Below are 20967 nucleotides of genomic sequence, written 5' to 3' on the forward strand. Positions count from 1 at the left end.
GCGAAAACATTTATGAGGAAGCAGCATAACTGAGGGAGGCAGCGACGTGAAATTAGGCGTATTTTTGGTACTGTATGGACAACTGTCATTGGAAGAGGCGCTCGATACGGTAGCGGCCAAAGGAGTCGAGGCGGTAGAGATCGGAACAGGCGGCTACCCGGGCAACAAGCATTGCAATCCGCATGAGCTTCTGGCTGACGAGGCCAAGCAGCGGGCATTCAAGGAAGCGGTCGAGTCCCGGGGCTTAATCATCAGCGCATTGAGCTGCCACGGCAACCCGCTCCATCCGCAGAAGGATATCGCCAAGGCATTCCATGATGATTTCATGGCGACGATTGATCTGGCAGCGAAGCTGGGCGTGCCGGTCGTCAACGGCTTCTCCGGGTGTCCGGGAGATCACGAGGGCGCGAAGTACCCGAACTGGCCTGTAGCGCCATGGCCGAACGATTATCAGGAGATTCTGGATTGGCAGTGGAATGAAAAGATTATTCCTTATTGGAAGGAAGTCGGCAAGTATGCCCAGGATCGGGGCATTAAGATCGGCCTGGAGCTGCACGGCGGGTTCTCCGTGCATTCCCCGGGCACGATGCTTCGCCTGCGCGAAGCGACTTGCGACGCGATTGGAGCCAATCTGGATCCGAGCCATATGTGGTGGCAGGGCATCGACCCGGTACAGGCGGTCCGCATTCTCGGCAAGGAAAATGCGATTCATCACTTCCATGCGAAGGATACGACCATCGATCCGATCAATGTGAACAAGCATGGGGTTACGGATATGCAGTCGTATACGATGATGCTCGATCGGGCATGGCAGTTCCGTACCGTGGGCTATGGACATGACGTGAAGACGTGGGCGGATATCGTCAGCGCGCTTCGTCTCGTCGGCTACGATTATGTCGTTAGCATCGAGCATGAAGACGGCTTGATGTCCATCGACGAAGGCTTCACCAAAGCGGTGCAGAACCTGGAGCCGCTGCTGATGAAAGAGCCGCTCGGCGAGATGTGGTGGGTGTAATCCGTTCGCGGAGAAGACAATACAACAGATGATCTCAACATAACGATGGAAGGCGCGACCCGCAAGCCCGTCATCCACCCGATACATGGCGGGCCTGGCGGGACGCGAAAGGAGCATACAACGATGACACAGCGACGCAAAGTAACGATCTGGAATGAGTACCGGCACGAGCAGAACAATCCCAAAGTCGCCGAAGTGTACCCGAAGGGCATTCATCAAGCAATTGGCGAGGGGTTGGGCTCGGGTTACGATATCCGCTACGCTACTCTCGACATGCCGGAGCATGGCCTCACTGTAGAGGTGCTGAACGATACCGATGTCCTTATCTGGTGGGGGCATATGGCTCACCACGAGGTGGATGACGCTATCGTCGAGCGCGTGCATCAGCGGGTGCTGCACGGCATGGGGCTAATCGTTCTGCACTCGGGCCACTTCTCCAAAATCTTCAAAAAGCTGATGGGTACAGGCTGCGATTTGAAATGGCGCGAGGCGAATGACAAGGAGCGTCTATGGGTCGTAGCTCCGAACCATCCGATTGCCGAAGGAATCGGGGAATACTTCGAACTGGAGCGGGAGGAAATGTACGGCGAGCACTTCGACATTCCTCAGCCGGACGAATTGGTATTCGTCAGCTGGTTCACGGGCGGCGAGGTATTCCGCAGCGGCTGCTGTTACAATCGCGGCATGGGCAAAGTGTTCTACTTCCGTCCGGGCCATGAAACGTATCCTACGTATTACAACGAGAACGTGAAGCGGGTTATCGCCAATGCGGTGGAATGGGCGGCCCCGACGAAGCGGGCCTATCCGGCATACGGCAATGCGAAGCCGTTGGAACCGATGAACTGAAACCAGGACGATAACATATAGTTACGCCATGGCTGCCTTGGGCAGAGAGAGGACGGACTCCGTTCTTTCCGCCCAGGGCTTTTTGCTGATCCGGGGAAAGTAAAATAATCCAGGTGATTCCAAAGACAAAGATGTTCTATGTTCTGCCGCAGGCGAATGCGGCAGAGGGATGGCGAAGTCCTCGCTGATTACCGTCATCATTTTTAACTTCATGGCCTCGCGGAACGAGTACATTATGGCGCTGTTGTTCCTCTTGACGGAGACGAAGCGGACGCAGACACTGGGACTGACCTGTCTGATGGAGGTCCAGTGCTTCGCGACGGATTGGGGCGCCCTGTTCGCCGGACTCGTCCTCGTGATGATCCCGACGATAGCCGCCTACGCCCTGCTGCAGCGCCAGATGGCCGCAGGCAACAGCATGGGCAGATTGGAGGGCGAGGGGGCTTGTGCTCCCGTTGAGGATAGGGGCGTTATCCGGGCGCCGCTTAATGGTAACGAAAGTATAGGAACCCCGCTGGGACAGCGGGGTTTTGGGGTTGCCGGCGGAAGGGGTGAGGCCTTTATGCGGCGAGCTGACCCTTCCTGGCGTGACATATGGAAAAACACTGCCGTTATTCCGAACGGTCAGGACAGACCGGCGGACGAGCAGCGCCCACACCTATGCAACACACCTATGCAAAAGCGGGTACAGCCGTTACAATGAGGTAGAGAATAGATGAGGTGATTGCAGTGACAGAATGGTATGAACGAAGCTTCGGCCGCGATTATTTGCTCGTATACCGCCATCGGGATTTTCAGGGCGCAACGCAGGAAGTGCACGGAATGATGGAGTGGCTTCGGCTGCCGCAGTCTGCATCGATCCTCGATTTGTGCTGCGGCATGGGCCGGCATGCGCTGGCTCTCGCGGAAGCGGGCTACCGGGTAACCGGGGTAGATTTGTCCGAAGTGCTGCTGGAGGAAGCGATGGCACACGACACCCGCGGCCAGGTGAAGTTTCTCCGTGGCGATATGAGAGAACTCCCTGTAGAGGGACCGTTTGATGCGGTCGTGAATTTATTTACGTCTTTCGGCTATTTTACAGACAATGAGGACAATGCCCGCGTCTTCCAGGAAATCCATCGCGTTTTGAAGCCGCAGGGCCGCTTTATCGTCGATTTCCTGAATCCGTCCTATGTCCGGCAGCATCTGGTGCCATATTCGGAACGGGTGGACGGCGGGACGCGCATTGAGGAGCGGCGCCAGATTGAGAACGGGTTCGTCAAGAAGGCGATCACGCTGACGGATGCATCGGGCAGGGGGCCGCGTCAATATGAAGAACGTGTCCGGCTGTATGAATTGGCGGATTTCCGGAACATGATGGATAAGGCCGGGCTTGTCATCGATCAGATTCATGGCAGCTATGATGGCGCCGCTTATGATGAAGAGCAGTCCAAGCGCATGATTATGGTTGGACACCGGCCATAGCTCGCCGTTGGCTGCACACGCCAGACTTCGGCTCCTGTGGTCTTGACGGCGGCGATGGAACTATGGATATAGGCTTCGGCTGCATGCTTCCGCAGAGCGCTGCCGGAGGCGTCTCCGGACCGGAAAGCGAGGTATACATAGATGAACGATAACGATATCCGACATCCACAAGAGGAAGGCGCCCATCCGGCTCAGTTGCACCGGCCGGCTGATGGGGTGCTGCAGGCGCGTATTCCGCTTCCGTACTCCCTTCGCTGGGTGAACAGTTATCTGTTGAAAGGGCCGGAAGGGTATACGATTGTCGATCCGGGCTTGGGGACTGAAGAGGCCGAAGCCTGCTGGGCGGCGCTGTTGAGCGAGCTGGACGGGCCCGTCGCCCGCATTGTCCTAACCCATTACCATCCGGATCATCTCGGGATGGCCGGGCGGCTGCAGCGGCAGCTTGATATCCCGGTTCTGATCTCGGAGACCGGTTGGGAGCATGCGCTGCGCCTGTGGGGGCCGGGTCAGCGGATGTCCGAAGCGATGATGGCCTTATTCGCGGAACATGGCGTTCCGGCCCCGATCGTCGCGTCCACCGAGGCGCATATGGACGGCTTCCTTCCGCTCGTCGCGCCGCTGCCTCAGGTGGAGTTCCTTGGCGACGGCGAGCAGACCGCGTTCGGCGGCCGGACCTGGGACGTGGTCGAGACGGCCGGGCATGCCCCTGGGCATCTCAGCTTCTATCATGCCGCCAGCGGCTTAATGCTGGCAGGGGATCATGTCCTGCCGCAGATTTCGCCGAATGTGAGCTATATGCCGGGGAGTGACCCCCAGCCGCTCCAATCGTATTTGGAGGGCCTCGCACGGCTCAGGAGCTGCCAGGTGGAGCTCGCGCTGCCGGGCCACCGCCATCCGTTCCGGCATTATGCGGCCCGCATCGATGAGCTGCTGCGCCACCATGAGGAGCGGCTGGCAGCGATTGCAGCGCTGCTGGCGGAGGAAGCGCGCACCGCTTACGACGTATGCGTGCGATGCTTCGGCAGTCCGGAGCGCCTCACCATCCATCAATTCCGCTTCGCGATGGGCGAAGCGCTGGCCCATCTGCTGGAACTGGAGCGGAGGGGAGAAGTGCGGCGGACTCCGTTGTCCGCATCGGCACCGGTCCGCTTCCATTCCTGCTGACACAATATGGGTGTCTCGCAAGCATTGCAAAAAGATTGGGACGACGAGCGAACAGAGATTGTGGAGGCCGGTAAAACAGCGGCGAGTACACCGAGATTGTGCAGGCGGGAAAAATGGCTACGGGCTCGCGAAGCGGGCAAAGCTGGGGAAGATGGGTGAGGCAGTGAAATCCTGCGTGAATGCAGCAATTTACTCTATCTGAGCCGCTATTTGATGAAAGTCCTGCAAAAGTCAGGCCGTTGGAAAACCCCTGTTTTTTACGAAGGGGTGGAGATTCTCCATTTCCTAATCAAAACTTGGCTCTCAGAGCGTTTTAAATCGATTTTTTCTACTGAGAGACGAGATCCACCACGTAAAAAATGAAGTGCCGAAAATTCCCCTGGACTTTCTCACCGGCCTCATTTTACGGGATCCAAGAGACCGCGTCGGATCCTGGGGGCATCATCGCCTTCAAGAGGCATCGTTGCCTCCTGGGGTTTGAACATGTGGAGGGAATTGCTGCTATTTTACAGGAATTTCGGCTCAATGAGTCACATCCCGAGGAATTGCTGCAAATCTACATCATTTTAGGCCCTTTTGCTTCAAGTCGAAGCGAAACGGGTGAAATTCCTGCAGTTTTGCAGGATTCTCTTTCTGGGAAAGTCGTCCATATCGAATTGCTGTATTTTCGCAGGATTTCGCTTCCTGAATAGGTGTAGAAATCGTGCAGTTTTGCAGATTTCGCTTACCGAATAGGTGTGTCTGGAGAAATCGTGCAGTTTTTCGGATTCCGCCTACCGGATAGACGTATCTAGGGAAATGGTGCAGTTTTCAGGCCGTTGGAAAACCCCTGTTTTTTACGAAGGGGTGGAGATTGTCCATCTTCCTGCTCACAACTCGGCACCCATAGCGTTTTAAATCGATTTTTTCTACGGAGGGACGAGATCCACCACATAAAAAAATGAAGTGCCAAAAAATCCCTTGGACTTTCTCAACAGCCTGAGTTTTGCAGCAAGTGCTGTAACGGAGTACCCGTCATAAAGGGAAACTGCATTATCACAGCTTTTTAGCAGGCTGAGGTGTGGTGAGCAGGCTAAGCTGTGTTCAACAGGCTGAACTAGGTTCAGCGGGCTGAGTTGTGTTCAACAGACTGAGGTGTGTTCAGCAGGCAAAGCTGTCTTCAGCAGGCTGAGTTGTGAGAAGCAGGGGGGCGGGGTTGTCTCGCTATGGCTAAACACTGCTTACGGGTATATTATAGGGACAGCCCCTGGCGTCAAGCCCGGTTCCGATGAACCGGGCTCTGTCCGCATGCGCTTCGTTCCTGAATGCCCGGAACGGCGGAGTTACGATTCCAGCGCTTTCATCTCTTCCTCGCGCTCCGCCTGCTTGCGGTGCGCGATGCGGCTGCTGGCCGCCGCGGCGATGGCTCCGACGATATCATCCAGGTACGTATGAATCTGGCCGTCGCTTTTATCGTTCAGCTTCTTCAGTATGCCCGGCTTCATTTTGTCTACATATCCGTAATTGGTGAAGCCGATACTGCCGTACACGTTCACGATGGAGAAGGCCAATATTTCATCGACGCCGTACAGGCTCTCGTCGTTCTCTATCATTTCCTGCAGGGCCGGAATGAGCTTGCCCTCCTCCGCCAAAATATCGAGCTGGATGCCGGTCAGCACGGCATTCTGTACTTCCCGCTTCAGAAGCACCTGCTCGACGTTATATTTGCAATATTCTATCGTCAGCTCCGGGAAGTACTGCCGCTGCAAAAACATGACCAGATCGGCGATCTGGTCCACCGTAATACCCCGCTTATGGAGCCATTCGCGAGTGGCGTTCTCGACTTTATCACTGTCCAGACTATAAGGCTTTTTGGCCTCGGCGGGCACGTTCACATCTGTCGGTTGATTCATCGTTGAGCACCTCTTTTTTCTTCATTTCCATAGCGTGTGGATTCATCACATCACTTATGTATTCGACAGCGAACACCCATAACCTTCCTTCCCAAGCATGAAAAACTTGGACGAGTGCCCGCAACCGAAATCCGGCCAACAACTTGTCATGAAGCGGACAGCTTGCTCGTATACATAGGACAAACGGGGGGAGACTTCACCGTCTCCTGCAACGAACTTGAAGGAGGTTGTATCGCTCATGAGGCGGACAAGTGGTTGGCGGCAAGGAAGTCTGGCGGTAATTCTGACACTCCCTTTTCTATTGAGTGCCTGCGGAGGCGGCGACGGGGCCATTGACGCGCCTCCATCCGATATCGAAGCGAGGATGATGGCGGAAGTGGAAGGCGGATCGGGTTCCCCCGGCACGAGTCTAACTGGGCAGGAGGATGCGCAGATGGACGCCAACATGACGGTCTATCTGCGGGATCGGAACGGTTATCTGGCCCCGATCTCCTACCAATGGGATGCGTCGGATGCGAAGGGCCTCGCTCAAGTCTCGCTGGAGCTGCTCGTGAAGCAGGGCTTGCACAGCGCCAAGCTTCCTGCCGGATTCGAGGCGGTGCTGCCCCAAGGAACAGGTGTTACGAATGTGACGTTGAAGCCGGATCAGAAGCTGGCGATTGTGGAGCTGTCGAAGGAGTTCGCCAATTATGAGCCGGCCGAGGAACGGCAGATGGTAGAAGCGATAACGTGGACGCTGACATCGCAGCCGGACGTGGAGAACGTCCAGCTGTGGATGGATTCGCATAAATTGAATGAAATGCCGAAAAACGGCACGCCATTGGATATCCCGTTGAACCGCCAGTTCGGAATCAATGTGGAGAAATCCAATTCGGTCAATTATTTGCGCTCGATGCCGTTGACTCTTTATTTCTCAAGCTACAGCGAAGAGGGCAAGTCCTACTTCGTGCCGGTCACCCGTCTTGTCGAGCCGTCTGATAATCCGATTGCAGCGACATTGGAGCAAATTATTGCGGGGCCGCTCAATCCGAAGACGCTGGAGCGGGTCGCTTCGGACGAGACGACCGTTAGCGCGATTGCGCAAGAGGGCGATACGCTGACCGTCGATCTGGCCGATACGATGTTCGAGGCGGGCGAGCCGGTGCCGGCCGAGCTGTTGAAGGCCGTTGTTCTGTCGCTGACCGAGCGGGAGGGTATTGCCAAGGTGAGAATCAAGATGAACGGCAACGCGGATATTCAAGGTACCGATAAGAAAAACTATTCGGAGCCTGTGGCGCGGCCGGTCATTAATCCGGCCTGGAAAGGGTAGAACAGGTGATTTTCGCCAAGGTCTTTGATAGAATAAGAAAATGTTCCCTATCGGACGACAGAGTAATGTCAGGAGGCATAAATTCATGAGAAGCAACGGACGACAGGCGGATGAGCTCCGCCCGATTACGATTCGGACGAATACGAATAAATACGCGGAGGGCTCGGTCCTCATCGAGGTTGGCGACACAAGGGTCATGTGCACGGCGTCGATTGACGAGAAGGTTCCCCCGTTCATGAAAGGGCAGGGGAAGGGCTGGATTACGGCCGAGTACTCGATGCTGCCCCGGGCGACGCAGGTGCGCAATCAGCGCGAATCGGCCCGCGGCAAGCTTACGGGACGAACGATGGAGATACAGCGGCTGATCGGCCGCGCGCTTCGCTCCGTCGTCGATCTGCATGCGTTGGGCGAACGCACCATCACGCTCGATTGCGACGTGCTCCAGGCGGACGGAGGCACGCGTACGACTTCGATCACCGGATCGTTCGTTGCGATGGCGATGGCGGTCAATAAGATTGCAACCCAGCACAATCTGTCCAAGTTCCCGATTACCGATTTTCTGGCTTCGGTCAGCGTAGGCATCCTGCAAGGAAAGACGCTGCTCGACTTGAACTATGATGAGGATTCGACGGCCAAGGTCGATATGAACGTCGTCATGACCGGCAACGGGAAGTTCGTGGAGGTGCAGGGCACAGGCGAGGAGAGCCCGTTCTCGCGGCAAGAGCTGAACGATCTTCTTGCCGTGGCGGAGAAAGGCATTTTGGAAATCGTCAAGCTGCAGAAAGAAGCGCTCGGACCAATCGCCGACAAAATTTCCGCTCAAACCCAAGCAGCCGAAGGAGAGACAGCGAAGCCATGAACAGAGGGGCAGCCACGAACAGAGGGGAAGCCATGATACCGCAGCAAGATACGATTATTATCGCGACACAGAACAAGGGCAAGCTGAAGGAATTTCAGCTTGCCTTCCAATCGATCGGCAAGCGTGTGCTGAGCATGGCCGATTATCCGCAGCTTCCCGACATCGAGGAGGACGGCGACACGTTCACGGCCAATGCGCTGAAGAAGGCAAAGACGATGGCCGAGGCGCTGAATCTGCCGGTGTTGGCCGATGATTCCGGTCTGTGCGTCGAACGCCTGGACGGGGCGCCGGGCGTCTACTCCGCCCGATACGCTGGCGGACATGGGGATGACCAGGCCAACAATGCGAAGCTGCTGGCGGAGCTCGGTAAGCTTCCTCCGCTGGAAGCGGACGCGGAAGCTCCGGCCGGCAGCCGTATTCTGAGCCCGGCTCAGTTCGTATGCGTCCTCGTCTTGTATGATCCGGCGCGGCAGTCCTTTGTCGAGGCCGCTGGCAGCGCTGACGGCTATATTATCGACCAGGCCCGGGGGAATCATGGATTCGGCTATGATCCCCTCTTCTATCTCCCGGAGCTGGGACGCACGATGGCCGAGCTTACGCCGGAGGAGAAGGAGCGCATTAGCCACCGCGGCGCAGCCATCCGCCTGATGCTGGAGAAGCTCCGCTCCGGGACAGCCTGACGGCTTCAGACGGGAAGGAACCGGCGGAGACCGCATTTTTTGGACCGCATCGCTTGCTGCGATGCGGTTTTTTATTTATTTTTATATTTTCGATAAGAATACTATGAATTAATACTAGGCAAGAGACGGAAAATATGAGAAAATACGGTCAACACATATCGAGGAGGATGGTTGACGATGACGGATACACTTCGCTCTTACGGATTGGAGACCTTGGCAGTTCATGCCGGACAGGAGGTTGACCCGACGACCCTGTCGCGCGCGGTGCCTTTGTACCAGACGACGTCCTACGAGTTCCGGGATCCGGATCATGCGGCGGATCTGTTCGCACTGAAGGAATTTGGCAATATTTATACTCGTATAATGAACCCGACGACCGATGTGTTCGAGAAGCGGGTCGCCGCCCTTGAAGGGGGAGCCGGCGCATTGGCTACCGCTTCCGGGCAGGCGGCGATCACCTACGCGATTCTTAATATTGCCGGTGCCGGGGATGAGATCGTATCGGCCTCCAGCCTGTATGGCGGAACGTACAATCTGTTCTCGACGACGCTGAAGAAGCTCGGCATTACCGTCCGGTTCGTCGATCCTAGCGATCCGGAGAATTTCCGCAAGGCGATTACCGACAAGACGAAGGCGCTGTTCGCCGAGAGCATCGGCAATCCGAAGGGCGACCTGCTCGATATTGAGGCGGTTGCGGCCGTTGCCCATGAGCATGGATTGCCGCTTATCGTGGACAATACGTTCCCGAGCCCGTTCCTGCTCCGTCCGATCGAGTATGGCGCCGATATCGTCGTGCATTCGGCGACGAAGTTCATTGGCGGACATGGGACCTCCATCGCCGGCATTATCGTGGACGGGGGCAAGTTCGATTGGACCGGCGGCAAGTTCCCGGGCCTTACCGAACCGGATCCGAGTTATAACGGGATCGTCTACACGGAAGCGGTCGGACCGCTCGCGTACATCATTAAGGCGCGGGTTCAACTGCTGCGCGACATGGGAGCCACGCTGTCGCCGTTCAATGCGTTCCTCCTCCTTCAAGGACTGGAGACGCTGCATCTGCGCATGGAGCGCCACAGCGAGAACGCGCTGCGCGTAGCCCAGTTCCTCGAGGCGCATGATGCCGTTGCTTCGGTTAGCTATTGCGGTCTCCCTAGCCATCCTTCCTACGAACTGGCCAAGAAATATTTGCCGAAGGGCCAGGGCGCGATTCTGACCTTCGAGATTAAAGGCGGCGTCGAGGCGGGCCGCCGCGTCATCAATCATGTGAAGCTGCTGTCGCATCTGGCTAATGTTGGCGATTCCAAGTCGCTCATCATCCATCCGGCCAGCACGACGCATCTTCAGCTGAGCGAGGAAGAGCAGATCGCAGCCGGAGTTACTCCTGGCCTCATTCGGTTGTCAATTGGCACGGAATCGATCGATGATATTTTGAACGATCTGGATCAGGCGATCCGGGCAAGCCAATCGGAATAAAGCCGTACACCCGGATAGCCGTTGCCGTCTGGCCGGAATTCGGATGATACAAAGAACACACGCCGCGGGGCGAGGAACCCGTTGGCGTGTGTTCTTTGCTTCTTGTTGGGGAGCGAGGAGGCTGCCGGTGAGACCTGCCGTTACCAGGCGACCCTGATGTTGTATTCACGGAGCCAGCTGTCCACTTGAAGTAAATAAGCGAACAGCTGCGGGCCAGACATCAGCTGCCCGAACCAAGGAAGATGAGAACTCGCATCTTCGGATGCGGCGATTTCACGGATGCGGTCCGCTTGAACGAACTGATGCAGCGGCGAGGCCGGATCGTCGAGCCGCGCCAGCGCTTTGCGGCGAACCGCCTGCAAATAATTTGGATTATGCGTTTTCGGGAACGGGCTTTTTTTCCGGTACAGCACCTCTTCCGGCAGAACACCTTCCATCGCTTTGCGGAGGAGCCCTTTTTCCCGGCCGCCATACATCTTGATGCTCCACGGAATATTGTAGACGTACTCGACAAGCCGATGATCCGTATACGGGACGCGCACCTCCAGCCCTACCCCCATGCTCATGCGGTCTTTGCGGTCGAGCAGGGTCGGCATGAAGCGGGTTATATTGAGGTAGGACATCACCCGCATTTTGGCGGCCTGCGCCTCTTCTCCCGGCAGGGGCGCCACTTCCCGCACTGCATCCGCATACCGGTCCGCGACGTATTCTTCCGCGCGAATCTGGTGCGCGACCTCCGGCTGAAGAAGGCTGGCTCGGAGCGGAGTCGCCAGCGCCCAAGGGAAGGTATCGGCGTTCAACGCATCCTCCCTATGGAACCATGGATAGCCGCCGAACACTTCATCTGCCGCTTCACCGGACAGAGCGACCGTGGCGCCTTTCTTAATCTCTTCACAGAAGAGCAGCAGGGAGCCGTCGATATCGGCCATTCCGGGCATATCGCGCACGCGCACCGCCTGCTGCAGCGAGTTGACCAACTCCGGCGTATCGAACTGAATCCAATGATGGGTCGTGCCGAGCGACTCGATCATGCGTTCAATCCATGGCGCATCGGCGTTCGGTTGAAACGAATGAGCCTTGAAAAATTTGTCATTATCCACATAATCGACGGAATACGTATGGAGATGGCCTAATCCATACCGTTCATAGTGACGGATGGTCAAGGCCGTCAATGCGCTGGAATCGAGGCCTCCGGAGAGGAAGGCGCAGACAGGCACGTCGGAGACGAGCTGGCGCTCCACGGTGTCCTCCAGCAGCTCACGGACCCGGTGCACCGTCTCCTCGGCGGTTGCTTCATGCGGCATGCTCTGCAGCGTCCAGTACGCCTGAATGCGGACGCCGTTGCGGTCATAGCGGAGCGTATGTCCCGGTCGAAGCTCGGCCAGATCGCGATATACCCCGTGTCCGGGCGTCCGGGCGGGGCCAATCATCCATACTTCAGCGACGCCTTCCGCGCTGACCACCGGCTCGATATCCGGATGCGCGAGCATCGCTTTCGGCTCTGAGCCGAACAGGAGGAATCCATTCCCCCGGGCGTAGAAGAGCGGCTTCACCCCGAGCCGATCCCGGGCCATGAATAGACGCTGTTCCGCCTCATCCCATATCGCGAACGCGAAAATGCCGTTCATCCGCTCCACGCAGCTGTCCTTCCATTCCTGATATGCGACAAGCAGCACTTCGGTATCGCATTGGGTCCGGAAGCGGTAGCCGCGGCTGGCCAGTTCATCTCTCAGCTCCTTCGTATTGTACAATTCCCCGTTATAAGTAATGGCATAGGTCCCGCGTTCCGTATGGCGAATCATCGGCTGCGCGCCATTTACCGGATCAATGACGGACAATCTGCGGTGGCCAAGCGCGCACGGACCGGAGATCCATGTTCCTTTGGCATCTGGTCCGCGTGCGGATAACGTTTCAGTCATATGCTCCAAGACGCTGGAATACTGCGTCAAGTCCCTTTTCCAATCGATCCATCCAGTAATTCCACACATGTAACGTTCATCCTCTCCGCATCAATCTCTCCCCGGAAGAATGATGAACCGGGTTCATCGGAAGATTGAGATAATACCATGGGTATGCGAAAAACAGCATAAGATGTATGTCCATCGGGGGAAGATAAAAGAAAAACTCCTGAACATTGCCGGTTGCCATCGCGGCAGGCAGAGCTGGAGCAAGAAAGGGGGATGGCGGTGGAACGGCGCAGAATGTACGTGTCGGTACAGCGGCGTACCATATTTTCCGACCCAGAAGCGGAAAGCTATGAGTTCAAGGTGGATGCCAATGAGGAGGAAATCCAGCATCTTCAAGGCTTGATGGATCAGCTGGGGGAAGCGGAGACCGATGTCATCAGCAATGTCCTGATCTTTACTCCGATCGAGGTCGAGGAAATGCTGAATGTTCCTTATCAACAGCGGTTGAATGCCGTCTATATGTGTATTCACAAATTGGGAACGGCGGATACGAAGCGGTTCATCGAGCAGATGCTTGATTAAGATTAGAATCGACAGGAGGAAGCACGCATGACATGGAAAGCGACCAAATTCCGGCGTCCGGTCGAAATCGACGGACGGCTGTGCGCGGAGATCGGCATGATTCCCGCGGATGAGAGCGCCACGCCGCTGCTCGCCTATATCGCGCCCGTGCGCAACGGCGGGTATGAGCTGGTCCGTACCGTGCGCAACGATGCGGACTATGAGACGGATTGGTACGACAATCCGCTGCATACTGCTTTTGAAGAATTTGCGGCCGAGGATTTCGGGGCCGACGCGCTGGGCGTGGAAATGAACGGCAAAGATATGCTGCTGGACGCCGCGCTCGGCTCGGCGGAGGTAAGAGATGCCGTCGACTATCTTTTCCAGATGGATTAATCGGGCCAATCCCGGATCAGACGAAGCAGGACAATCCGGTTCGAGGAGGATACTCGAGGAGGGGAGGTGATTAGAAGATGGCAGGCGCCAAGGATAACAAAGGGAATAAGTATGAGCAGCAGCCGAACCATGCCGATGCGGTGATCAAAGCCAACCCGAAGCATCCGGCTCAGAAAAACCCGTGGGATGACAGCGGCCGAAAATCCGGCTACGAATAAGGATCACGTGCGCCCGGACCCGGCAGGCAAGGCGTGCGGATCCGGGCGTCCATTTCCTCGGCAGGTGTCCATTAGAAAACACGGCCATCGCGCAGTACGCGTATCCCCATATATACATTCCAGACGACGAGAATCAGCGCGATCGCGCCCAGGAGCAAAATGATCCCGATACTGAAAAACGGATGTACCGCAAATAAGCTGAATAACCCTACGACTACAAAGAAGTACGGCAAAATATGCGAAACAAGTGCCCGCCCCGCATGCCTTCTCACATACTCATCATTGGTTACAAGCATGATGATGAGCGGCAGGATCACCCCGGCAAAAAAGATGCTGAAATAGCTTAGAGAAGCTAATATATAGCGTGTCGACAAGGAAACTCCCTCCTCTCGGAATCCGTTCATTCGTACGCGTAGTGTGCGCGGCCCTGCATCATTCTATTACCCGCATTTCCGGAGGGCGACTACGAAGCGACGGTAACAGTTATGAAGGTGGTTATAATGGCTCTGGTACGCCGAATACACTCCCAAGCACAGCTAATACGACGCATTACAGTGTAAGGCGGGCTTGGCAACCATACCGCCTCCACTACCTAAAGGCGAAGTCAACCGTCGAACCCGTTCGGAATTACGATATGGACGCGATGCTAACGGCAGGCTCCAACACGGTTTAGGTCGGCAGCGGTATTGTGATTCGGGAACGGGCGTATATAGTTTGTCGAGAGCCATGATATACCCCAACGGTAAGGTCCTTGTAGTATCAAACAACGGCGAAACGGCAGACATATTATGGTTGGATGTCATCTCGTTTCAAGCCGAACAATAAAGGAGGCGCGACATGAAAGAAGCAATGATAACCGACCTTGCAGCAAAAGCAGACGGTCGACAGCTTGGGTGCTGAGTTGACGAAGGCCAAGCTTGAAATAATTCGTTGAAGGGAGGACAAACAGCATGAATTTCTGGAAGCTCGCTTTTGAATGCCAGTGGATCGATGCAGAGGGGTTATGCGCATCCGTGAAGACGGAGGCCAATCCTTTCGGTGAGATTACCCCGGAAGAGTAAGAAAAGCTTACTGGGAAAGAGTTCCCGCAGAAGTAAGCGCCGTGCTATGAGCAGGCGCTTTTATTATGCCCTCACGGCAGCGTGGGGGCTATTTCACTTATAGGGAATCAAATATGAGTCATTTGAAAGTCTGGACGGCTGCCCGCTGGAACCGTGAGATCTATCAGCACCTGCGGGACGACGAGCAGGGATGGCATGCCGGCGACGATAGCGGGCCCGGCAATACGCCATCAATCGGGATTGAGCTCTGCATATACCAAGGAATGGACGAACCGAAGGCATGGCAGAGGGCGGCGGAGCTGATCGCAATGCTGGCCAAGCAGGCACTGCATACCGATCAACTGTGTTGTGTCACATCGCCATTGGAGTGGGAAGGCATGTTCGAGCCGGATACTGCCGAGATGGTCGGAGTTTATCAGACAAAGCCTAATTTTCTCTTAATGGGTCCAAGCCAAGTCAAAACCCGGCTCATTTCATATCATATGAGTACCTAGAAGAGAGGAGGTTGGCTTATGAGCGGTGCTGTTGGGGGTATTGGAGGCTTCTCATGTGGATTCGGATGCTTTACTTCAGTTGGTGTAATCTTGGTTCTGTTTATCTTGCTTGTAATTGTTTCTCGTGCATTTATCTTCTAGTAAGATTACTGGCAAGAACCTGCATTTATACTCATGGAGCAGCTTCATTACATGCCCTGCCTCTTCAGCAGGGCTATTTTATTTGGCATAATGTTTACAAATCCGGAGGAACCGGTGAAAAGGAGCTCTGCTGGCGTTATGCTGGGGGGCTCTTTTTTCTGCAAATCAAACATATACGGGAAAAGCCCCGGGATTATTCCGAGGCTTTTTTCTTACGGGTATACACGGGGGCATGGTTCGACGACAATAGGAGTAGTTAGAAACGACGTCTTCTCCGTCTGCACTCTACCAATACTTTTTGACCACGGTGAAGAATAACAGTGATTGCTCTACGACGACGGCTCATTCAAGCCACCTCCTTTCCTAATATTACAATATGAGAGAGTGCTTTAAATGCTTGTACTAAAGCAGGAGGGAAACTAACACAAAAGTTTCGCCGCGGTGAAAAGGAGCACTGCTGGCATATTGCTGGTGGGGCTCTTTTTTTGTTGCAAATCAAACATAAACGGCAAAGGCCTCGGATTAGTCCGAGGCCTTTTCTTACAGGTATACACGGGGTGGAGCATGGTTAGACGGGCGCTCCACAAAAATGAGTAATTATCAAAAATGTCTTTCACAACAATGTCTTTTACGTCTTTTGCACTCCACCAATACTCTTTGACCACGGTGAAGAACAACAGTGATTATTTTTCTCCGATGATGTCTCATTCAACCCACCCCCCTTTCTTAAAATACAATATGAGAAAGTACTTCAAATGATTGGACCAGTATCATAACCAGTTAATAAGGACATACCTATTATGGTTTCTTGCCTTTCCTGACGTATCAGCCTCTGCTACCGACCGAGAGTCAGGACGGAGCGGATGGCTGGGAATTGGCCATAATGTGCGATATCTCGATATGTCCATTCCGCGTGATTCCCGTGAAAGGAGCCTCCAGTCCCAACAAGTGAGGGAACAAGAAGAGGATTCGTCGCAGGTGTTCCATATGTTAAGTTGAAATGCAATCCCACTCCTAATGACGGAGTAGATTTCGCCAATGAAACGGCTTCTAGGAAACCAAGGGTATTGACCATTAAAGAAGCGCTGCTTACTGTTCCGAAACGATGTGCTTCCATAATACCACGATTAATGCTGCACGACAGACCGAAGTCGTCTGCGTTAATAATTACGTACCGAGGCAATTCAATCCCACCTTACTGCATTTGCTAAGAATAGTAAATGCATCTCGGGAGCAATGCTGTGTTCATCCTAAGTAAATGAAATGGCCCATTTACGATGCATTCGGAAATAGATAAGCCCCTGGTATCTCGACGATATTTCTTGTGTAAAAAATGTGTAAAATGATTTTGGGTTCTAACTTTATTTATCGCGAACTTTGAAAGTGAGGAAGAATATAAAAACGCCCATAAACCTTATTGTACCAAGGTTTATGGGCGTTATGCTCAAATATCAATCTTGTTTAGAAGGAAAACATGGCGTCCCAGGAGGGATTCGAACCCCCGACCGACGGCTTAGAAGGCCGTTGCTCTATCCAGCTGAGCTACTGGGACAAGAGAGATAAACTGTTTTTGCAACAATGATGATTGTATCAAAAATTCACTGATCTTGCAACGGTAAAATTAAAAAAATTGCTGCCTAATTGCTGCCTATACATTTATTACAATATTTCTCAGTAAGCAATCAGAAACGAAGATCCAAAACTGATTCATCTCTTTTACCTCATGAATGTTGGGGGGACTATCTCCTTTAAGTATACTATTCTCAAAAAAGAAAATGGATTCGGCAATTTAGTACAAAAGTGGAGCACGGATGACACGGATGAAAAACGATACGTCGTACTATCGGGTATATTACAAATCCGTCTAAAAGAAATAATTTAGGTTTTGCCGCCAACCGAATTGAACAGGCTGTTCATAAAGGGAAACGGGAAGGGGAAGTCTGAATAGAGGGTCCGGGGCTATCCGGCCTATCCCCATGATTCGCAGGGGGAGAACTGCACGGCGATATGGTATAATGGCTTATCGGCGTCACGGATGCCGCCGCTCCCGCATCCCGCGCAAATCATACATAGAATCGATGGATGGCTACAGTAGTCGGCTTGATATAGAAAGAAGGTGCTTGCATGACGGACGATCAGATCCTGCCGGAAAAAAACAATGTCGTTCTGTTTCCGAAAACGCATGATTATTACCAAATCGAATTGACACGCATGCTGGAGTCCGAGCGTTACGGAGAAGCGATCGCGCTCCTCCGCTTCCTGCTGCAATGCGGAGGAGAGGACGATCAGATTAGAGCGGAATGGAACGCGCTGATGCAATGGTTAATAACGGCGTTCCCGGAAGCAGAGCGGACCGCTGAAGAAGGCTTCCCGGAGTCGGAGCCTTGGACCGAGGAAGCCGAGGACAGCGGAGATACGGAACAGGATATGTTGAAGCAGCAGATCCATCAGAAGCTTCAAGCAGACAGTCAATATATCGCAAGGCTGCTTGCCTCGCTGACCGAAGGTGACATGGATGATCGCAAGCTCCTTGTCCTGGAGCAGCTGGCGGCAGCCGAGGATGATTCTATCGATCCTTCGTTGATTCGAATGCTGGAGCATGAGCCGCTGCATCCGCTCTTGCAATTCGGCATTTTGCAGACGCTGAAGCGTCGGGGAATCGAAGGAGAGGTATTTTTTAACCGCGGCCAGGAGCGTGTCATCGTCGACCTCGAAGCGACACCGCTTGATTTGGAGTCCTTTCCTCCGAATGCGGTCGCCCCGGCGGAGCGGGTGAACGAATCCGCGGCGGTGCGGGAGCCGTCGCTAGCCTACTTCGCATCCGAGATGTGGCAGCAGTTCCTTAAGTTGATATACGGCACTTCGATGTACCGCCGTCTCTGCGAAGGGGATGAACGGGAAGCGGATGCGTGGGCGGCCGCCCTGCACCGGATCGTCGCCCGGCTGCTCCATATCGAAGAGGAGGAAGCGGAGGTTAAGACGATCTACGGACTGACCGGGGAGCTGCGGATAAGCTATGAGCGGGCGCTGCGGGCAATTACGCGTTCGCTGAGCGGGGAGCAGGACACCTGAACCGGCGATGAGGCGGGGGAATTCCATCCGGCGGCCCCGTCTCTATGACAGCCGGGGAAAAACATATAATGGCACATAGGAAATGCCTGTAAGCATTGCCTTGAAAAACTTTTCGTAGTCGGCTATACTATAGTGGTTATTCCGGACGTATAATGGTACACTCTAGCCATGTGATCTTTTTTGGAGGGGAAGGCATAAAATGAAAGCAACCTGGGAAAAAATAGAGAAGAACGTTGGGGTATTGGAAGTGGAGGTCGACGCGGAGCGCGTGACGGAAGCGCTGGACCAAGCGTTTAAAAAAGTGTCCAAGCGAGTGAATGTTCCTGGTTTCCGTAAAGGAAGAGTGCCTCGCCCGATTTTTGAAGCCAAATATGGCGTGGAAAGCCTGTACCAAGACGCCATTGACATCATGCTTCCAGAGGCGTATACCCAAGCGGTAAAAGAAACCGACATCAAGCCGGTGGATCAGCCAGATGTCGAAGTGGAACAATTCGGCAAAGGCCAAACATTCAAATTCAAAGCAAAAGTAACCGTGAAGCCGGAAGTGCAGCTTGGCGAGTACAAAGGCCTTGAAGTGGAAAAGCAGTCGGTAGAAGTGACGGAAGAAGAGCTTGACGCTGAACTGAAGCGCATGCAGGAACGTCATGCAGAGCTGATCATCGTTGATGAGGATGTTGCCGCTACAGGCGACAGCGTCGTGATTGACTTTGAAGGCTTCGTAGACGGGGAAGGATTCGAAGGCGGCAAGGCGGAGCGCTACACGCTTGAGCTGGGCTCCAACAGCTTCATTCCAGGCTTCGAGGATCAACTCGTTGGCATGGGAACAGGCGACTTCAAGGATGTCGAAGTGACATTCCCTGAGCACTACCATGCAGAGAACCTGGCCGGCAAGCCAGCCGTATTCAAGGTGAAATTGCATGAAATCAAGCGCAAGCAGCTGCCTGTACTTGACGATGAGTTCGCTAAAGACGTAAGCGAGTTCGACACGCTTGAAGAATACAAGGCAGACCTGAAGCAGCAGCTTCAGTCCCGCAAGGAAAAAGAAGCGGAAGGCGCACGCGAAGCGGCTGTCGTGGACAAAGCGGCAGAGAACGCTGAAGTGGAAATCCCGCACGCGATGATCGAAAGCGAAATCCAGCATATGGTGAAAGATCTGGACAACCGCCTGCGGATGCAAGGCATGAACATCGATATGTTCCTGACGCTGTCCGGCCAGACGATTGCGGATCTGCGCGAGCAAATGCAGAAGGAAGCGGACAAGCGCGTGAAGAACAATCTCGTCCTGGAGCAAATCGCCAAGGAAGAGAACCTCTCCGTCTCGGAAGAAGAGCTGTCTGCTGAATTGGACAAGATGGCTGAAATGTACCAGCGCACAGCTGAAGAAATTCGCGACATCCTGACCAAAAACGGCACGATCGAGAACCTGCGCGAAGAATCATTGATCCGCAAGACGATTGCATTTTTGGTGGAAAACAGCAAATAATCCAATCACATACGATGTCGCAGCAATCTGCTGCTAACAGGATAAGGCACGCACGTTTATTTTTAGCGTGCCTTATTTTTTCCTCTGTCGCTCCGTCTCTCCCATCATCGCTTCTTGGCATACACATAACGTTTCGCTGTTCCGTTTCGAGTGGTACATATTTATAGACAGTCTGACGCATGATGAACATAAGCTGCGCCGGATACATACACGGTTGGCGGGAATAGGCCCCGCTGCCATACATACACTAGTGGTAACTGTTGTGGAAATGACATCTTGTTCAGAAAATGATAAAATAGAAATGTATAGCTTTGTAAAGAAAAGAGGTCGGTACCATGAATTTAATCCCGATGGTCATCGAACAGACAAATCGCGGCGAACGCTCTTACGATATTTACTCGCGCCTGCTGAAGGATCGCATTATTTTTCTGGGAAGCGCCATTGACGATGATGTAGCCAACAGCATCATCGCGCAGATGCTTTTCCTCCAGGCGGATGATCCGGAGAAGGACATTCATCTGTACATCAATTCTCCGGGCGGTTCCGTTACGGCGGGGATGGCGATTTACGATACGATGCAGCATATCAAGCCGGATGTATCCACCATCTGCGTCGGTCTGGCCGCAAGCATGGGCTCGCTCCTGCTGACGTCAGGAGCGCCAGGCAAGCGCATTGCGCTGCCGAATAGCGAGATTATGATTCACCAGCCTCTAGGCGGCGTCCGCGGGCAAGCGTCCGATATTAAGATTCATGCCGACTGGATTATTAAGACGAGACAGAAGCTGAACCAGATCTATGTAGATCGAACCGGGCAACCGTATGAGAAAATCGAACGGGATACCGACCGCGACTACTTCATGAGTGCGGATGAAGCGAAGGCATATGGTCTTGTAGACAGCGTTCTGCATCCGGGAACTCCGGGTTTGAAGTAA

General features: G+C 54.2%; 23 protein-coding genes and 1 tRNA gene. 19 read left to right on the forward strand and 5 right to left on the reverse strand.

Going from position 1 to position 20967, the window contains the following annotated elements:
* Positions 1 to 46: 46 nt before the first annotated feature.
* The 6 genes from FLT43_RS23955 to FLT43_RS23980 all read left to right on the forward strand — a co-directional run bounded on the left by FLT43_RS23955 (position 47) and on the right by FLT43_RS23980 (position 5181).
* The gene (locus FLT43_RS23955) at positions 47 to 1015 is read left to right on the forward strand and encodes a sugar phosphate isomerase/epimerase family protein (protein WP_087441175.1); all 969 of its coding nucleotides are present in this window, start codon (positions 47 to 49) and stop codon (positions 1013 to 1015) included.
* A 123-nt stretch (positions 1016 to 1138) separates the two neighbouring features.
* Positions 1139 to 1861, forward strand: coding sequence for a ThuA domain-containing protein (locus FLT43_RS23960; protein WP_087441174.1), 723 nt, complete (start codon positions 1139 to 1141; stop codon positions 1859 to 1861).
* Positions 1862 to 2030: 169 nt separating this feature from the next.
* Entirely contained in the window at positions 2031 to 2564 is a 534-nt protein-coding gene (locus FLT43_RS30300) for an ABC transporter permease family protein (protein ID WP_174818229.1), read from the forward strand.
* A 26-nt stretch (positions 2565 to 2590) separates the two neighbouring features.
* Positions 2591 to 3325, forward strand: a complete 735-nt coding sequence (locus FLT43_RS23970; RefSeq protein WP_087441173.1) for a class I SAM-dependent methyltransferase — start codon at positions 2591 to 2593, stop codon at positions 3323 to 3325.
* A gap of 141 nt (positions 3326 to 3466) precedes the next feature.
* On the forward strand, positions 3467 to 4489 hold the full coding sequence (locus FLT43_RS23975; protein ID WP_087441172.1) for an MBL fold metallo-hydrolase: 1023 nt from the start codon (positions 3467 to 3469) through the stop codon (positions 4487 to 4489).
* A 485-nt stretch (positions 4490 to 4974) separates the two neighbouring features.
* The gene (locus tag FLT43_RS23980) at positions 4975 to 5181 is read left to right on the forward strand and encodes a hypothetical protein (RefSeq protein ID WP_140399028.1); all 207 of its coding nucleotides are present in this window, start codon (positions 4975 to 4977) and stop codon (positions 5179 to 5181) included.
* Positions 5182 to 5811: 630 nt separating this feature from the next.
* Here the strand turns inward: FLT43_RS23980 and FLT43_RS23985 are convergent.
* On the reverse strand, positions 5812 to 6381 hold the full coding sequence (locus FLT43_RS23985; protein ID WP_087441170.1) for a phosphatidylglycerophosphatase A family protein: 570 nt from the start codon (positions 6379 to 6381) through the stop codon (positions 5812 to 5814).
* A 238-nt stretch (positions 6382 to 6619) separates the two neighbouring features.
* Here FLT43_RS23985 and FLT43_RS23990 point away from each other — a divergent pair, with 238 nt between their 5' ends.
* The 4 genes from FLT43_RS23990 (at position 6620) to FLT43_RS24005 (ending at position 10702) form a co-directional block, all read left to right on the forward strand.
* Positions 6620 to 7690 carry a GerMN domain-containing protein gene (locus tag FLT43_RS23990; protein WP_244194077.1) on the forward strand — a complete coding sequence of 357 codons (1071 nt, stop codon included), beginning with the start codon at positions 6620 to 6622 and terminating at the stop codon, positions 7688 to 7690.
* Positions 7691 to 7775: 85 nt separating this feature from the next.
* Complete coding sequence (rph, locus tag FLT43_RS23995) at positions 7776 to 8549, forward strand: ribonuclease PH (RefSeq protein WP_087441169.1); 774 nt, start codon at positions 7776 to 7778, stop codon at positions 8547 to 8549.
* Positions 8546 to 9229, forward strand: a complete 684-nt coding sequence (locus tag FLT43_RS24000; protein WP_087441168.1) for an XTP/dITP diphosphatase — start codon at positions 8546 to 8548, stop codon at positions 9227 to 9229. The genes rph and FLT43_RS24000 overlap by 4 nt, the downstream gene beginning before the upstream one ends.
* A gap of 177 nt (positions 9230 to 9406) precedes the next feature.
* The gene (locus FLT43_RS24005) at positions 9407 to 10702 is read left to right on the forward strand and encodes a homocysteine synthase (protein WP_087441167.1); all 1296 of its coding nucleotides are present in this window, start codon (positions 9407 to 9409) and stop codon (positions 10700 to 10702) included.
* Positions 10703 to 10842: 140 nt separating this feature from the next.
* Here the strand turns inward: FLT43_RS24005 and asnB are convergent, their stop codons facing one another.
* Entirely contained in the window at positions 10843 to 12690 is a 1848-nt protein-coding gene (gene asnB / locus FLT43_RS24010) for an asparagine synthase (glutamine-hydrolyzing) (protein ID WP_087441166.1), read from the reverse strand.
* A 192-nt stretch (positions 12691 to 12882) separates the two neighbouring features.
* Between asnB and FLT43_RS24015 the strand changes: the two genes are divergently transcribed.
* From FLT43_RS24015 to FLT43_RS29485, 3 genes are all read left to right on the forward strand, one after another.
* Positions 12883 to 13191, forward strand: coding sequence for a hypothetical protein (locus FLT43_RS24015; protein ID WP_244194076.1), 309 nt, complete (start codon positions 12883 to 12885; stop codon positions 13189 to 13191).
* Positions 13192 to 13218: 27 nt separating this feature from the next.
* Entirely contained in the window at positions 13219 to 13566 is a 348-nt protein-coding gene (locus FLT43_RS24020) for a carboxypeptidase (protein ID WP_087441165.1), read from the forward strand.
* A gap of 77 nt (positions 13567 to 13643) precedes the next feature.
* Positions 13644 to 13784 (forward strand): hypothetical protein, encoded by a 141-nt coding sequence (locus FLT43_RS29485; protein WP_164776523.1) that lies wholly within the window; start codon positions 13644 to 13646, stop codon positions 13782 to 13784.
* 71 nt (positions 13785 to 13855) lie between these two features.
* Here FLT43_RS29485 and FLT43_RS24025 read toward each other — a convergent pair whose 3' ends face one another.
* Complete coding sequence (locus FLT43_RS24025) at positions 13856 to 14158, reverse strand: magnetosome magnetite crystal formation protein family (RefSeq protein ID WP_087441164.1); 303 nt, start codon at positions 14156 to 14158, stop codon at positions 13856 to 13858.
* A 576-nt stretch (positions 14159 to 14734) separates the two neighbouring features.
* Here FLT43_RS24025 and FLT43_RS24030 point away from each other — a divergent pair.
* From FLT43_RS24030 to FLT43_RS30305, 3 genes are all read left to right on the forward strand, one after another.
* Entirely contained in the window at positions 14735 to 14845 is a 111-nt protein-coding gene (locus FLT43_RS24030) for an XkdX family protein (protein ID WP_087441163.1), read from the forward strand.
* A 113-nt stretch (positions 14846 to 14958) separates the two neighbouring features.
* A complete protein-coding gene (locus tag FLT43_RS24035; RefSeq protein WP_307719717.1) occupies positions 14959 to 15339 on the forward strand; it encodes a peptidoglycan recognition protein family protein in 381 nt (126 codons plus the stop codon).
* Between the two features lie 18 nt (positions 15340 to 15357).
* On the forward strand, positions 15358 to 15480 hold the full coding sequence (locus FLT43_RS30305) for a YjcZ family sporulation protein (RefSeq protein ID WP_244194075.1): 123 nt from the start codon (positions 15358 to 15360) through the stop codon (positions 15478 to 15480).
* A gap of 835 nt (positions 15481 to 16315) precedes the next feature.
* On the opposite strand, the gene FLT43_RS24040 is transcribed toward FLT43_RS30305, so the two are convergent.
* A complete protein-coding gene (locus FLT43_RS24040; RefSeq protein ID WP_087441161.1) occupies positions 16316 to 16663 on the reverse strand; it encodes a ChbG/HpnK family deacetylase in 348 nt (115 codons plus the stop codon).
* A 292-nt stretch (positions 16664 to 16955) separates the two neighbouring features.
* A tRNA-Arg gene (locus FLT43_RS24045) sits at positions 16956 to 17032 on the reverse strand.
* Between the two features lie 572 nt (positions 17033 to 17604).
* Here FLT43_RS24045 and FLT43_RS24050 point away from each other — a divergent pair.
* From FLT43_RS24050 to clpP, 3 genes are all read left to right on the forward strand, one after another.
* Complete coding sequence (locus FLT43_RS24050) at positions 17605 to 18552, forward strand: hypothetical protein (protein ID WP_087441160.1); 948 nt, start codon at positions 17605 to 17607, stop codon at positions 18550 to 18552.
* A 199-nt stretch (positions 18553 to 18751) separates the two neighbouring features.
* Positions 18752 to 20035, forward strand: coding sequence for a trigger factor (gene tig / locus FLT43_RS24055; RefSeq protein ID WP_087441159.1), 1284 nt, complete (start codon positions 18752 to 18754; stop codon positions 20033 to 20035).
* Positions 20036 to 20370: 335 nt separating this feature from the next.
* Positions 20371 to 20967: an ATP-dependent Clp endopeptidase proteolytic subunit ClpP gene (gene clpP / locus FLT43_RS24060; protein ID WP_087441158.1), complete on the forward strand. Its 597-nt coding sequence runs from the start codon at positions 20371 to 20373 to the stop codon at positions 20965 to 20967.

Origin of the sequence: Paenibacillus thiaminolyticus (assembly GCF_007066085.1) — a bacterium.
GTDB classification, from domain to species: Bacteria; Bacillota; Bacilli; order Paenibacillales; family Paenibacillaceae; genus Paenibacillus_B; species Paenibacillus_B thiaminolyticus.

What these genes read in the sequence shown, in the direction of transcription:
- FLT43_RS24015 (WP_244194076.1), top strand. Translation starts at nt 12,883, where the DNA reads ATGGCGGTGGAACGGCGCAGAATGTACGTGTCGGTACAGCGGCGTACC.
- FLT43_RS30300 (WP_174818229.1), top strand. Translation starts at nt 2,031, where the DNA reads ATGGCGAAGTCCTCGCTGATTACCGTCATCATTTTTAACTTCATGGCC.
- FLT43_RS24050 (WP_087441160.1), top strand. Translation starts at nt 17,605, where the DNA reads ATGACGGACGATCAGATCCTGCCGGAAAAAAACAATGTCGTTCTGTTT.
- FLT43_RS24005 (WP_087441167.1), top strand. Translation starts at nt 9,407, where the DNA reads ATGACGGATACACTTCGCTCTTACGGATTGGAGACCTTGGCAGTTCAT.
- FLT43_RS24000 (WP_087441168.1), top strand. Translation starts at nt 8,546, where the DNA reads ATGAACAGAGGGGCAGCCACGAACAGAGGGGAAGCCATGATACCGCAG.
- asnB (WP_087441166.1), bottom strand. Translation starts at nt 12,690, where the DNA reads ATGTGTGGAATTACTGGATGGATCGATTGGAAAAGGGACTTGACGCAG.
- FLT43_RS23990 (WP_244194077.1), top strand. Translation starts at nt 6,620, where the DNA reads ATGAGGCGGACAAGTGGTTGGCGGCAAGGAAGTCTGGCGGTAATTCTG.
- rph (WP_087441169.1), top strand. Translation starts at nt 7,776, where the DNA reads ATGAGAAGCAACGGACGACAGGCGGATGAGCTCCGCCCGATTACGATT.
- clpP (WP_087441158.1), top strand. Translation starts at nt 20,371, where the DNA reads ATGAATTTAATCCCGATGGTCATCGAACAGACAAATCGCGGCGAACGC.
- FLT43_RS30305 (WP_244194075.1), top strand. Translation starts at nt 15,358, where the DNA reads ATGAGCGGTGCTGTTGGGGGTATTGGAGGCTTCTCATGTGGATTCGGA.
- FLT43_RS29485 (WP_164776523.1), top strand. Translation starts at nt 13,644, where the DNA reads ATGGCAGGCGCCAAGGATAACAAAGGGAATAAGTATGAGCAGCAGCCG.
- FLT43_RS23960 (WP_087441174.1), top strand. Translation starts at nt 1,139, where the DNA reads ATGACACAGCGACGCAAAGTAACGATCTGGAATGAGTACCGGCACGAG.
- FLT43_RS23975 (WP_087441172.1), top strand. Translation starts at nt 3,467, where the DNA reads ATGAACGATAACGATATCCGACATCCACAAGAGGAAGGCGCCCATCCG.
- FLT43_RS24030 (WP_087441163.1), top strand. Translation starts at nt 14,735, where the DNA reads ATGAATTTCTGGAAGCTCGCTTTTGAATGCCAGTGGATCGATGCAGAG.
- FLT43_RS24035 (WP_307719717.1), top strand. Translation starts at nt 14,959, where the DNA reads ATGAGTCATTTGAAAGTCTGGACGGCTGCCCGCTGGAACCGTGAGATC.
- FLT43_RS23985 (WP_087441170.1), bottom strand. Translation starts at nt 6,381, where the DNA reads ATGAATCAACCGACAGATGTGAACGTGCCCGCCGAGGCCAAAAAGCCT.
- FLT43_RS24020 (WP_087441165.1), top strand. Translation starts at nt 13,219, where the DNA reads ATGACATGGAAAGCGACCAAATTCCGGCGTCCGGTCGAAATCGACGGA.
- tig (WP_087441159.1), top strand. Translation starts at nt 18,752, where the DNA reads ATGAAAGCAACCTGGGAAAAAATAGAGAAGAACGTTGGGGTATTGGAA.